Genomic DNA, 12,643 nt, shown 5'->3' with positions numbered 1-12,643 from the left:
GTTACACCACCTTCCCCTGGTATTTTTGCAATTCCGACAGTCCCCGGTTGACGTATATAACCTTCTTCCCCAGCTTCTTTGCCATCTTTTTGATTTGCCACATAGCCGAGTGGTTAATGAATCCTGCGTATATGACTATCAAGTCGATGTTCTGGAGGCTACATCGGAGGAACTGCTTGCGTCCGTCCCAGTGGATGAATTCGTCAACGCCAAAGTGTTCTCTAAGGATTTTTGGTGCCGCACCGAGATGGTCGGTGCCGACTATCAAACATCGCATTTCACCATCTCCTTCCCCCGTGCATTTCTTGTTCCATAATAAAAAAAAGAGCCTCCTGGCTCCTCTTGCTATTCTGAATCATCCAGAATTTCTGCCAAGTAGTCTATGAAAGATTTTCCCTCGTCCTGTCCCCAATCAAACTCTAAATCAGGCGAGATCTTAAATCTCCTCAAGCCGTATTCCGGATCCCCTTTTATATAGGCTACATCATGCGGATGTCCGGCATAGAAAATCTGCGGTATAAGTTCCTCAATATCTTCGAAATCCCAGAACATTTTATCACCTCATTTCTCCTTTACCATTTAAAAGTTGAAAAGTTCTACACCACATGAGGTTGATCCAACTGGTGGCATGTAAACTGCTCCACGCCATGTATCACCCGTACCAGCGTCTTGCCCATCCTGGCCGCCGCCGAAATATGGAGATGCCCACAAAGCACTATTGCTGGGTCAGTTCTTAAAATGTATTCCGCCATCGCAGCGGAACCTTCGTGGGCTTCGTGGTAGGCCGTACGGCGAAATGGTGGGTCGCACCACGGAAGCCCTGCGGGAGGGCAGTGAGAAATCAAGATGTCTACTGGAAGCATTTTCTCCAATATTTCCCTGTACTCTTCATCCCAGAAAAGGTAGCCCCCAAAAGGCTTGTACCGCAGGCACCCTCCAAGTCCGCCTATCTTTACCCCCCGGAATTCCACAACTCGCCCGTGCAGGTTTTCTACGGGAATGCCGTAGAACGGGTCTATACGGGAATCGTGATTACCGGGGACACCAAACATAGGCACATCGGGAAATATTTCTGCTATTTTTTCTACTGCCCACTCCAAATCACCCAAGAGTAGAATTGCATCCGGCCTGCCAGCAAATCCGGATATCGGCGGCATGGAACCGTGCAGGTCGGCCATACATAGAAACACCACAGAGACCACCTTCCCAGAGTTCTTCTTAGTACAACAGAAAACCCTGGCTTTATGCCAGGGTTTCCCTTACGAAGCTCTTACTATAAACTTCATGCCGGTTCTCTCTTCGCCGTCTATTTCCACATCGACGAATGCAGGCACCGTTACTATGTTCTTCCCGTTCGGCGCCAGGTAACCGTGTGCGATGGCTATTGCTTTAACCGCCTGGTTAACTGCACCGGCCCCGATTGCGTGGACATGCGCCTCCTTTCCTTCCCTCAGCACGGCGGCTATTGCACCGGCGACAGATTTAGGGTTAGATTTGGCAGATACTTTTAAGGTTTCCACGAAAAACATCCCTCCTGTAGCTTAATATTTTTACATTGTTAGTAAGAATTCTTACAATTGCACTTGTGAGAATTTACTTGAGATTCTTGACAAAGATAGGGGCATCCAAGAGTTCAATTTTCTGGACCACGAAGATAGGTCCGCGCATGTATATGTTGAACACATTGTATATTGTTCCCGTAGCGCGCACCGTTTTGCCGACGTATGCCTTGAAGTCCGCAGCCCCCGTCAGGACATACGTCCCTTTCGATGTTACCAGCTCGTAGTGCGGTTTTTCGATCGAGGAGTACACCACCTTGCCGGTCAGGGTAGCTTTGACCCCTTTTACGGCATCCGGCTGGGCGGCCATTACGGTTCCTGCAATGGCGGTGAGAATAAATGCTGTTAAAATACCCAACGTTACTGCTTTCTTCACCCTAATCACCCCCTTTCAAAGCAGGGTTTTAGTTCCGGTGAGGTGAACTCTTTGTGATTGGCCCATACAACATTTCATACTGGCTTATGCCATTGGTCAGTATGTTTAAAAATTCTTTCGCAGTTTGGGGACTCAGGATGACATTAAGGTCAAAATCTTCTTCCGATACATCCCTGCGGCGATCCTTTTTGATGCCGAAGCGTATCAAAAAGTCGGACTGCGCTGTCTCGACCGAGATTACATTTGCGTAGATGGTTGGTTTACCACATTCCTGCACAAAGACACCCCCTGTTATCTATCTGTTATCCCAATTATCCAAAAGGTCCTCTGTCATCACCAGTTCTTTTAGCTGGATCCTGAACGATTTTTGTTTTTCATGATTGGGCTGCTGGCATGCCATTACCCATGCCGGATCTCCATTAAACTCCCAAGCTGCAATTATCGACGGGCATTTCCGATTAGCCCGCTGTCCAAAGGCATACCACCAGCAAGAAGTGATATCCTCAAAATCCTCTTCTGATATTTCTGCGGGCAGGTGCAGCTCGACCACTTTCCACCGTCCGTTCTTCTTCCTGACCACTTTCAGCCCTACTTCTATCTCTAGGTCGTCCATTAAGAAGGCCATTGTACCAGTAGGTGTTCTACTCTACCGTGTACTCTATAGGGTATCAGTCGCACGCGTATTATCCGGTTGCATAGCTTTAATTCCTGCATTTTCCCACAACCCCTTTTATCCTAATCATTGTAAAAACGAAAAGAAGCGGTGAGAGTGTTTTGTTTCGCGCTCCCACCGCCCTGTATTGTTCCGCGTCGATAGGTACGGATGGCAGTCAATGAGAGAATCGAAACTGGGATTACCAGAAAAATCTTTATATATCAACAAAAATACGGTACAAAAAATAGCAAATAAAGAGGAACATATAACCCCAAAAACTTATACGTAGCAACCAAATGCTATTTAGGTAATACGCTGCCCACTTCATATAAGTGCATACGGGCATTATAAGCATGAGAACTATAGCAGTATAAGTGACAAAAACTTTTATTGAATAGTTATTTATAAAACTTTTCACAAGAATGGCTAATCCAAAAATAAAAAAGCCCACGAAAACCCAAATTAGATATCCCAAAAGCATTAGCGTATCAGAATATTTTATACATAACATTTCCGGCCAAAAGAAGCCCCGGAGGAATTGCAATAACGATATAGAATACAAATGTTGAACCACAAGATGAATAATTGTTAGCCCTATTATCCCAATTATTAATTCAAACTTCCCACATTCATACATTAGAAACAAAGGAGGATGTTCATAATGGTTTTGATCATTTTTATTATTTCTTTCATTATTTTTGCGATTTCGTTGGAATATCTTTGTAAAGTAAGCAGTTATTTCTCTTGTATAAGAATTGGTCACTATGTATACCTCCAAAAAAGAATATTTTCGTCTTTTTTGCTATTATGCACTCATAGTCCTGATGATGCTATAAGAAAATTATATATTGACCTTATACATGAGGCCCTTCCCAAAGTTATAGAAGCAGCTCGGAACGAGGATAAAATAATCTTAAAAACACATTTGATAAGAGAAAATTTATTTCATAAACTCCCGTCATCTCCATTAATAGAACCCATACCTTTTTCCGATAGAATATTGGTGTTATTGACTGTCATCTCAACAGACATTTTGCGTTTTATATTTACCGGATATAGAATTCTTACAGGAAAAGAGAAAAAGAGAATCAAACGCAGAACAAATGTTAATAGTAAAGTTGTCGCTACTGTCGCCAAAAAACGGGCAGAAAGGATTATAAAAATACTTCATCACAAAAAGTATAAAATTACCTGGGAAAAGTAATAAAAAGAATACACAAAAGCGGCAGGCTTTAACAAAAAAATAGCAAGAAGTCTCCACTTTCTCATTTCGCACACAACAAACCCTATATAGTTGTATCCTGGGTCAAGAGCTATGATGAATTTCCTTGGTACTGTTTTGGAGTAATCGAACTCCCTGTCCAGGAACACCACTACCGGTGGCTTGCCGGAAGCTCCTCCACCAATAATCTTTACCCCACCCCGCTTTTTCAGTTTCCTTATCATGTCGAACCTTTTCGTCGGATGGCCTGGCCTGCCGTATTTGTCAGCGGTGAACAATACCATCTTTTCTCCTCCTCTTGCAGGAGCCCTGTGATCCGGGCACCTTTTTTGAAAGGTGGTGGGGCTTCCTGAGGCGTACGGCAGCACCCCGTGTAAGGCTACGGGATTTCACCGCTGTCTCCCGGGACTGGGAGTGTCGTCCCGGAGCGTCATGTCCCGCTGCCACACACCCGCGTCCAACTACCTGCCGGTGGCAGACCTGTCAGCAGTTCACTCCTGCCGACAAGCCCCCGCTTCTACAAGCGGGGGTAGTTGACTTTTTACCTACCGCTTATCAAATCACATTCTTAAATCACATTAAGTCCCTCACCAGGTCCTTTATATCCTATATAGTTAAGATAAAACTGACAAAGCAAGTGTTGTCAATCACGAAGTGGTCGCATCCCTTTACATTCCACATAATTAAGATAAAACTTGAGAATAGCTATAAATTCGAGACCCCTTATCTTCCTTTACACCCCGTATAGTTAAGATAAAATTTGGCAAAGTTTCAACCTCAAAACTTCAAAATCTTGCTTTACATCCCACATAGTTAAGACAAAATCGGTGGGGGGAGAAAAGAGCGAAGCGTTCTCCAGAGATTTACATCCCACAATTTACATCCCACATAGTTAAGACAAAACTTAAAGAGAGAATTCTTCGATTTACAAAAAGAGTAATTTACATCCCACATAGTTAAGACAAAACTTCGGGTTGCGTGTAGGAACTCCTCGCGTGTCATCCACATTTACATCCCACATAGTTAAGACAAAACATAATCAGAGTTGATATAGGTGCTCCCGCCTCTCTTATTTACATCCCACATAGTTAAGACAAAACTATGGCGTTATTGATATAAACCGTCCCTATCCTCAATTTACATCCCACATAGTTAAGACAAAACGCAAGCCTGAAGTCCTCCGCTGGTTCGACCGGGTGCTATTTACATCCCACATAGTTAAGACAAAACGAAAACCTTATACGGCCCTCAATTCAAGTCCGACAAAAGGAATTTACATCCCACATAGTTAAGACAAAACACCGACGCCATCGAATCCAACCCCGCCCTCCGGCAAAATTTACATCCCACATAGTAAAGACAAAACTTACTGCCGCCGGTCTGTTTCCTCTGGTCTATCCCGATTTACATCCCACATAGTTAAGACAAAACCGAATACGACAATGTCGAGTGGCAAAGAGACACTCCTGGCGTATTTACATCCCACATAGTTAAGACAAAACTACAAAGTTTACATCTTCAACCTAGCGTACCCACAAATTTACATCCCACATAGTTAAGACAAAACCTCTATTTGTTGGCCCGGAGAATATTGCTGATACACATTTACATCCCACATAGTTAAGACAAAACGGCACAGCGGCAAGGATGAAGGCAAGAGCGACGGCAATTTACATCCCACATAGTTAAGACAAAACGCATCGCCACCAAGGACGCTGACAGCGATGTAGGCATTTACATCCCACATAGTTAAGACAAAACGACATAGATTGTGTCTTTTATCGCGTAGCTTTCCGGGATTTACATCCCACATAGTTAAGACAAAACCAAAAGGGAAAACCTTGATGTAAAGCCATTTCTGTCATCCAGTCTGCCGTCGACCTCCGGTAGTCGTAAAATCCCTGGAGGTCGACGGCAGTTCTTGTGATAATGATTTTAAAAGCCTCGCTTCTTATCTATTTACTCAGGTACGGATTGCCTCCGCCCGTTTGCGGTCTCTGGTCCACGCCAAGGCATTCCACCGGGAATGTGGCCTTATTATTGGCAAAGGTTTTCTCCTTCGGTGGTTTGTTCCTGTAGGGATTGACTTCAGCTTCAAGTTTTACCGTACTTCCTTCTTTGATGTGTGGCATGGTAAACTTTATCCTGTCTTCTTTGTAACCCTTCGCAGGTATTGTGATGGATATTTCCCTTATCTGCTTGCCGTTTTGCCGCCAAACCAGGTCCGTCGTCACCGGGACATCTCCAGCATTTTTGACTACCACGGAATAGTAGTCGCTTTCGCCCACCATCAAGGCAGGATTGTATTCACCCTGCTGAGCTATGAGGTCTATCACTTCGCCTTCCACTGCATAGCTTACTTTGTTGTTGCTGAAGCTTTTTTCTTTCGGTGGCTTGTTCCTGTTCGGGTTCACTTCTGCCTCAATCGTTACCGTCCTCCCGGCGTTCTCAGCGGGCATCGTGTAGGTATAGCTGTCCGTCACCTTGCCGCCCGCAGCGGGCACGGTTATCTGAGTGCTCTTCACGACCTTGCCGTTCACCCGCCATACCAGGTCGGTGGTTATTGGAGTGCTAGATGTGCTGGTGACGATGACCGAATATGTGCCCGATTCGCCGACCTTCAATTGGCTCTTGCCCGAACCTTTGGAAGCGATAAGGTCTATTAGCTCCACAGGTACAGTGACCATCTTTGCATTGTTGTTGTAGTTGCGTTCGAAATACATCCTGAATGTTGTTGTTTCCCCAAACGCATAATTGATTTCTTCTAGCGGGTTGATTTCCGCACGGATAATTGCCGTATCCTTGTCCATCGGTGCCGTCCATTCGAAAGGTATTTGCACCGACTCTCCCGGCTGCAGTTTTACCAGCGTTTCTATTGCCTGTAGACCCTGAAGTACGCTCTTGGTATCTTTCGCATCGAAATTACCCTTCAGCGTCACTTTCTTGTGGCTTTCAATGTTTACCGGCACTATACCGGTACCCCATTCAGATTCATCTTTGCCAGGTAGGATAGGCGCTCTTCTTGCGTAGATTACACCTCGATATGTCTTGCCGGGTTCAGCCTTGCTTGTGCCCGGATCTATTTTGTCGATTATAAAGTCCGGCGCTGTTTCGTAAAGTTTTATCAGAAAGACTTCGCCACGCTCTTTAGCTAGGTTTGCAGAAAGTGTTCCACCTACTGCAAGCCAACCGTTCGCCACCGATATTTCCGAGCAAAGTCCTTCTGCATATGCCCGCGGCAGGTTCTTATATTCCCGTACTGCCATTTGACGTGCACCTACTTGAGGCATGAGTGCCGAGTTAGCCGAATAGTCTAGCTGGTGCATCGATATCCAACCGTCTTCGGTACCTACAAGGAGCAGGTTGGCATCCTCAAGTATTACCGGTGCTGTGACTGCCCTGGACTGGAAAAGTTTAGTAGTTTTCGCCCTCCGACCCGTAACTTTGTCTACTGCTACCACCATGCCTCTGCCCTGGCCTTTGTAGTCGACTATCGGGAAGTAGACATATTTGCTGTCCAAGGCCGGTGAGCGGTTGATGAAGGTGTTGGGGTGAGAGAATTCGGCGCTGGCGGGGAGTTTCGTTATCTTTGCATTGGTAATACCGTTACTGCTATACTGATAGGTTAGTTTATAAAAATTACCTTTTTTGTCGGAGAAATATATACTCTTCCCCTCTACTGCGAAGCTGGCCGGAATACCTGACATACCGGAAGTAAAATTGATAGCGTTATTTCCGGCTTTTACGAGCCATCCGTTAGCGTCACGCTTTAGTATTTTAGAAAACTCAAATAACCTAACCGATCCGCTTCCTCCATCGCTGGCTATAGCGAAACCTATGACTTTGCCTGCATTGTCGTAAAGTGGTGCAGGAGAACTCGTTACGGCACCTCCGATTTGCCAAGAATATACATTGGGATTTTGCTTACCAAGATTTGTTACAACATAAACTTTCTCATCAGAACCTCCTCCAGCTATTACTATGGTCTGCCCCATATATTCTGTTACAAGTGGCGCTGATGTGATACGGTGGCCGCCGAGGTTAATTGTCCGGACAACTTGACCTTTTAAATCGACTATTGCCAATCTTCCATCCGCTGTTCCCACGTATATCCATTTATTCCCCTTAGAATCTTGATAGTATGTCGGATGGCTTGCCGAAGGCTCTTGGTTGAAGTCACCGCCCGGCAGGGCTATCGGCCCCCAAAGCAGATCCGTTACTACCCAGTGCCGACCTTCCTGCGGCATTGTCGGATCTACGCCGGGCACTTCGAAAGCATATAAACGGTTAGCTGCAAATATTATGACTACCGGTCGGCTTACATCCAGCCCTGTTCCCGCAAATTTGTCCGGGCTGAGGATTAATGGCTGACTGTAGCTCTTGCCTACAAAATAGGCATCCCCATTATTGGTCTCCCAAATAGGCCAGAATGTGTTGAATTCTTCGAGTTTGACGCCTTCCCCTGCCTTCAATAGATATCCTTCACCACTTGCCCTCCTTTGCCTGTTGTCGTCAAATCCGAAAGCGGTTATATCTTTGGCATAGGCCGGAAGCGTTATTGTTAGTACTAGGGCAATGACTAAAAATAGAGCAAGTAATCTTTTGTGCAAAACAATTAACCCCCCTTCAGTTTTTATTTTTCGTATTAATAGCAAAATAAAAAAAAGCGGGGTTGTCCCGCTTAATTCCTTTTCTTTTCTGCTCTTTATTTTTTTTAATGAGTTGTAATAATAGTTACTTTCTTTTCTGTATCGCTCCAACTTACTTTTGCTCCTAAGGCTTCATTGATGAATCTTAATGGCACCATTGTACGATTACCTTTGAGTTCTGCCGGTACGTCTATTGTTTTCTTTGTCCCATTTACATATACATCTTTACTCCCTATCCTGAGGGTGATTTTCTTCCCATTTTTCACGATAATTACTTCCCTTTTAGCATTATTCCATTCCACTTGCGCTCCCATTTCATGCGAGACAAATCGGATAGGCACCAAGGTCCGACCATTTTTGATATATGGCTTGGCATCTGGGAAGTTAACCTGCCTCCCGTCAACAAATACCGTGATTTCACCTGGCAATTTGCTTGTATTTCCGTTTCCCGTTTTAGTCCCGTCTATGAATTCTCCTTCTGGGCCCTCGGGAGGAGTAGAGTAACCATCCACTTCAGCCATTACTTCATTAGGATACTTTGTTTTAGTTTCCTCGCCATACGCGACAGTCAGAGAAAATACTAAAAAAGCAATCAGAAAAAGTGGTATAATTTTTCTCATTTTCACATACCTCCTTCACTTAATTATTTTTAAGTCAGCTTCTCCAATTACCTCTATCTGCTTAACATGAAGCAGCAACCCCTTCCGGTACTTCTAGTTTTTGCCTTTCGTCTATTATACCCGCTACTTCATTTTTGCTTTCCTCCTTCAAAATATTATTGCTTTTATAGGTTCGCTCTATCCCCTATGTGACCTTTATCGCTTTTTTGTTATACTCTTCCGCTCCCCCTAATCTCCCTTCTTCTCTCTTTAAATTAAAAACAACTTTCTCCCCCTATCCCCCTATATTTTTATCACCCTTTCCGCGGCTGAAACTATATGTACTCCGTATTGCTTAAATTTTTCGGGCAGCAGATTTACCAATTGATCAGCCTTCCAGACTATAGCCAGCAGCCCTCCAGTCAGGCACATCTTGTAACCCCAAACCAAACCACCCAAAACTCCATTGTACCGCACTGGCAGGAAGGGTATCTTAAATATTATCGCAATAGTAGTGAGCACCCGAAAAATCATTCCGATAGTGGGAATCTCTACATTTCGTAGCTTTGCATCTACCACCAGCCAGAAAAACAAAAAAGCTAACAAGGCTTGTGCTGATGTTATACTAGACAAAAAGCCAAAGCTTGCAAGGCCCATAAGATAAAACACTAGTGCAGGTTGCCTAACATCCTTAGCCTTCTCCACAAGCCACCATAAACCACCAGCTAGTATCATCATAAATTGCCCAATCCTTGATACCGTTTCGCCTATACCCGATATGATTGCAGAACTGGATGAATCTAACCCGAATAACGTTGTAAAAGGTAATAATATTCCGGATATTATTCCGATGTAAGTAGGGCTAAAAATCCAAATAGCGGCGCCTACACCAAAAAGAACAGCAGCTGCTAGAGCAGGAACAGCTACAATTACGACATATGTCCAGTTAAGAAAGATATGTACCAGGACAACAGCTACTATACTTAGTAACATTAACTGGTAGTTATCTAGAGGACCGCCGTGGTAAGTTGTCCAAAAAGGCCAGAGCAGCAAGAAACTACACAAATAGAGAGTACCCATTAATATAGCAGGATCTTTTATACGAAAGAGTAATTTCTTTATATGCCCAAAAATTTCATTCATATTCTGATTCATCCCTCCTTGTTTCTTTTTTTCTAGACATTTTTGAGCTACCGGCAGAAAAATATAATAAGTGATTTCTTCTCTACCTTTAACGTCTACGTTTGACGGGGACATATGAAGGAGACATATTTTCATGAGCGGAATATAAAAAACGTGAATTGACTTGCTTTAGAACATCCTTTGTTTTTATAAGCTATTTCGTGTTAATAACAACTTTTCTTTCAGCATCGATCCACCGCACGTTGGCCCCAAAAGCTTCACTTATAAATCGGAGCGGCACCATCGTGCGCCCGTTTTTCAATTCTGCTGGTACATCAATCACCTTCTTGGTACCATTGACGTATACTTCTTTGCTCCATATCTTGAGAGAGATTTTCTTTCCGCCCTTCTCGATCAACACTTCTCTTTTCGTATTATTCCAGTTTACCTTAGCTCCCATTTCCTGAGAGACGAACCTTATCGGCACCAGCGTCCGACCATTCTTGATATACGGTTTAGTATCAGGAAAGTTAACCTGTCTCCCGTCTATAAATACCGTGATTTCATTCGGCGATTTACTTATACTTTCGTTTTCCGTTTTAGTCTCGTCAATGAATTCTCCTTCCTTCGTATTCGGCCCATACGCAGGGCTATCTGGCCCCACTTCAGCCATTACTTCGTTGGGATACTTTGTTTTAGTTTCCTCGCCATATGCAACAGTTAGAGAAAACACAAAGAGAGCAACCAGCAACATAGAAAACAGTTTCTTCATCTTCAGCATGAAAAACACCTCCGCATTAAATTTTTGCTCTTGTTATATATACTTAAACAAAGAGACCGGCGTTTCCTGCCGGTCTCCTGGTGAAAATTATTTGATTTTCTAAGGTGAGTGACAGAGATACATTTTAAGAGGCGAAGGGGTCGAAACCTTCCAACCCTGTCTGGAGGTATCAGTGCTTTGCGGTGTGGAATCCCACACCGCAAAGGAAGGGGGTGATGCGGCACAACTGGTTTCCTTCTCAAAAATTTTAAGGGGTGGTACGCGCGTACCACCCCCTGATTTCACACAGACTTACCCATCCGGGGCCTTGTTCCCCACCTTGTTCCCCAGTTTTAAGTTGGCTTTGTTTTTAGGATAGCACAAAGCCGTCCGCTTGTCAATAGCTGGTTGATATTATTTTGTCTCCAATTCTCCGGTTATCCCCTTTCCTGAAGAGGAAGGGGTTGTGGAGCGTTATATTTTTCTGCCAGTGCGGAAACTATAGCTCTGGAAATTTCGCTGGCGAATTGGTCTCGCCAGTTCGTATCCTGCAGGAGTTTTGCGTCCTCAGTGTTGGTTATGAAGAGGCATTCCAGAAGAGTAGCCGGACGGCGGGTTTGGCGTAGTACATAGAAATCAGCTTCCTTTACCCTTCTATCCGGTACACCGTACTGGCTCAGGAAAGCCACGAGCTTTTCATGAAGCTTTCGGGCCATCTTGCGAGTGGAGGCATCAGCAGTTGAGTGGATATAAGTTTCGAACCCACGTGCAGTCGAATTCGTGGCTGCATTGCAGTGCAGGCTCACAAAAAGGTCCGCATCTAACTGGTTAGCCAGAGCAGCACGCTCGGAAAAGGAAATATACCGATCTTCTTGCCGTGTCAGTCGAACGTTTACTCCCAGCTGCTCGAGTTCACGTGCCACCTTGAGGGCCAGATCCAGAATCAGGTCGGCTTCACGGAGTGAACCGGCCACTGCACCCGGGTCGTGTCCTCCGTGGCCGGGATCGAGCACAACCTTAAAGAAAGGGCGGATAAGGCTTAATCCTTCTCCAGGTGTTGCTCGTGCTGCAATATCCCGCCGCACCACGATTACCGCTCGTGCCGTGACATTCCATCGCACGTGGTAACCAAAAGCCTCGGCAACGAAGCGGGCTGGTAGGCAGACGCGGCCGGGGGGAATAACAACCGGGGCAACATTCATTTCAACCCGGCAGCCGTTGATATAAAGGACTTTCTTTCCGACACACATAGTTACGGTTATGCCTTCTTTTGATAAGGTGACCGTCCGTGACCGGTCCGACCAGAGTATATTTCCTGGCGTCAAGCCCAGGGCATAGGCCAAATACCGGAGGGGGACGAAAGTGCGCCCTTCTTGAATAAATGGAGCGGCGTCCATCTTAAGGGATTGGCCGTCGACTGTGTACCATTTGGAGCCGACAAAGAAGGCTGTCTGCTGGGCTGCAGCTGCTTCTGAGCTAAAGACAAACAATACCACGGTTATTATGATTACGGAGAGAAAGGCGTTCCTGAGAGATGTCATCAGTTCTACACCCCTCTCCCCCGGGATGTACAAGGTGTATCTCACTATTTCCAATATGGATTCACCTTTTCTTATCGGCACATGGAGGCTCCAACCTCTACAGGTTGGAGAGGAAATATGCCTTTAATTTCTATCTGCTCCAAATCATAACAATACCCAT

14 protein-coding genes and 1 CRISPR repeat array are annotated in these 12,643 nt (G+C 44.9%); of the genes, 1 reads left to right on the top strand and 13 read right to left on the bottom strand.

Annotated elements, in window-relative coordinates:
- Nucleotide 1: 1 nt before the first annotated feature.
- The 7 genes from AN618_RS09300 to AN618_RS09270 all read right to left on the bottom strand — a co-directional run bounded on the left by AN618_RS09300 (nucleotide 2) and on the right by AN618_RS09270 (nucleotide 2,560).
- A complete protein-coding gene (locus AN618_RS09300) occupies nucleotides 2-277 on the bottom strand; it encodes a DUF2325 domain-containing protein (protein WP_066354246.1) in 276 nt (91 codons plus the stop codon).
- Between the two features lie 68 nt (nucleotides 278-345).
- The gene (locus AN618_RS09295) at nucleotides 346-552 is read right to left on the bottom strand and encodes a hypothetical protein (protein ID WP_066354244.1); all 207 of its coding nucleotides are present in this window, start codon (nucleotides 550-552) and stop codon (nucleotides 346-348) included.
- A 44-nt stretch (nucleotides 553-596) separates the two neighbouring features.
- Nucleotides 597-1,190, bottom strand: a complete 594-nt coding sequence (locus AN618_RS09290; protein ID WP_157081697.1) for a metallophosphoesterase family protein — start codon at nucleotides 1,188-1,190, stop codon at nucleotides 597-599.
- Nucleotides 1,191-1,259: 69 nt separating this feature from the next.
- Complete coding sequence (locus AN618_RS09285; protein WP_066354311.1) at nucleotides 1,260-1,520, bottom strand: stage V sporulation protein S; 261 nt, start codon at nucleotides 1,518-1,520, stop codon at nucleotides 1,260-1,262.
- Nucleotides 1,521-1,593: 73 nt separating this feature from the next.
- Complete coding sequence (locus AN618_RS09280) at nucleotides 1,594-1,935, bottom strand: hypothetical protein (protein ID WP_066354239.1); 342 nt, start codon at nucleotides 1,933-1,935, stop codon at nucleotides 1,594-1,596.
- 28 nt (nucleotides 1,936-1,963) lie between these two features.
- On the bottom strand, nucleotides 1,964-2,212 hold the full coding sequence (locus AN618_RS09275) for a DUF3467 domain-containing protein (protein WP_066354237.1): 249 nt from the start codon (nucleotides 2,210-2,212) through the stop codon (nucleotides 1,964-1,966).
- 18 nt (nucleotides 2,213-2,230) lie between these two features.
- On the bottom strand, nucleotides 2,231-2,560 hold the full coding sequence (locus AN618_RS09270; RefSeq protein ID WP_066354230.1) for a hypothetical protein: 330 nt from the start codon (nucleotides 2,558-2,560) through the stop codon (nucleotides 2,231-2,233).
- 691 nt (nucleotides 2,561-3,251) lie between these two features.
- Here AN618_RS09270 and AN618_RS09265 point away from each other — a divergent pair.
- The gene (locus AN618_RS09265; RefSeq protein ID WP_066354227.1) at nucleotides 3,252-3,794 is read left to right on the top strand and encodes a hypothetical protein; all 543 of its coding nucleotides are present in this window, start codon (nucleotides 3,252-3,254) and stop codon (nucleotides 3,792-3,794) included.
- On the opposite strand, the gene AN618_RS09260 is transcribed toward AN618_RS09265, so the two are convergent.
- The 6 genes from AN618_RS09260 to AN618_RS09235 form a co-directional block, all read right to left on the bottom strand.
- The gene (locus tag AN618_RS09260; RefSeq protein ID WP_066354226.1) at nucleotides 3,761-4,096 is read right to left on the bottom strand and encodes a hypothetical protein; all 336 of its coding nucleotides are present in this window, start codon (nucleotides 4,094-4,096) and stop codon (nucleotides 3,761-3,763) included. The two genes, AN618_RS09265 and AN618_RS09260, sit on opposite strands and share 34 nt — an antisense overlap.
- Nucleotides 4,097-4,607: 511 nt before the next feature.
- Nucleotides 4,608-5,639: a CRISPR direct-repeat array (repeat unit 29 nt; unit sequence ATTTACATCCCACATAGTTAAGACAAAAC).
- Between the two features lie 128 nt (nucleotides 5,640-5,767).
- Nucleotides 5,768-8,422, bottom strand: coding sequence for a PQQ-binding-like beta-propeller repeat protein (locus AN618_RS09255; RefSeq protein WP_157081696.1), 2,655 nt, complete (start codon nucleotides 8,420-8,422; stop codon nucleotides 5,768-5,770).
- 104 nt (nucleotides 8,423-8,526) lie between these two features.
- A complete protein-coding gene (locus AN618_RS09250) occupies nucleotides 8,527-9,081 on the bottom strand; it encodes a copper amine oxidase N-terminal domain-containing protein (RefSeq protein ID WP_066354222.1) in 555 nt (184 codons plus the stop codon).
- A gap of 282 nt (nucleotides 9,082-9,363) precedes the next feature.
- A complete protein-coding gene (locus AN618_RS09245) occupies nucleotides 9,364-10,203 on the bottom strand; it encodes a hypothetical protein (RefSeq protein WP_157081695.1) in 840 nt (279 codons plus the stop codon).
- A 193-nt stretch (nucleotides 10,204-10,396) separates the two neighbouring features.
- On the bottom strand, nucleotides 10,397-10,963 hold the full coding sequence (locus tag AN618_RS09240) for a copper amine oxidase N-terminal domain-containing protein (RefSeq protein WP_066354218.1): 567 nt from the start codon (nucleotides 10,961-10,963) through the stop codon (nucleotides 10,397-10,399).
- Nucleotides 10,964-11,379: 416 nt separating this feature from the next.
- A complete protein-coding gene (locus AN618_RS09235; protein ID WP_066354215.1) occupies nucleotides 11,380-12,564 on the bottom strand; it encodes an N-acetylmuramoyl-L-alanine amidase in 1,185 nt (394 codons plus the stop codon).
- Between the last annotated feature and the right edge of the window lie 79 nt (nucleotides 12,565-12,643).

This window comes from Fervidicola ferrireducens (genome assembly GCF_001562425.1).
Taxonomy (GTDB): domain Bacteria; phylum Bacillota; class Thermosediminibacteria; order Thermosediminibacterales; family Thermosediminibacteraceae; genus Fervidicola; species Fervidicola ferrireducens.
This window is presented reverse-complemented; position numbering and strand designations above follow the sequence as displayed.

Bases quoted from the DNA above. Each gene is read 5' to 3' on its own strand.
- AN618_RS09300 (WP_066354246.1), bottom strand. From the start codon at position 277: ATGCGATGTTTGATAGTCGGCACCGACCATCTCGGTGCGGCACCAAAA.
- AN618_RS09295 (WP_066354244.1), bottom strand. From the start codon at position 552: ATGTTCTGGGATTTCGAAGATATTGAGGAACTTATACCGCAGATTTTC.
- AN618_RS09270 (WP_066354230.1), bottom strand. From the start codon at position 2,560: ATGGCCTTCTTAATGGACGACCTAGAGATAGAAGTAGGGCTGAAAGTG.
- AN618_RS09265 (WP_066354227.1), top strand. From the start codon at position 3,252: ATGGTTTTGATCATTTTTATTATTTCTTTCATTATTTTTGCGATTTCG.
- AN618_RS09260 (WP_066354226.1), bottom strand. From the start codon at position 4,096: ATGGTATTGTTCACCGCTGACAAATACGGCAGGCCAGGCCATCCGACG.
- AN618_RS09250 (WP_066354222.1), bottom strand. From the start codon at position 9,081: ATGAGAAAAATTATACCACTTTTTCTGATTGCTTTTTTAGTATTTTCT.
- AN618_RS09245 (WP_157081695.1), bottom strand. From the start codon at position 10,203: ATGAATGAAATTTTTGGGCATATAAAGAAATTACTCTTTCGTATAAAA.
- AN618_RS09240 (WP_066354218.1), bottom strand. From the start codon at position 10,963: ATGCTGAAGATGAAGAAACTGTTTTCTATGTTGCTGGTTGCTCTCTTT.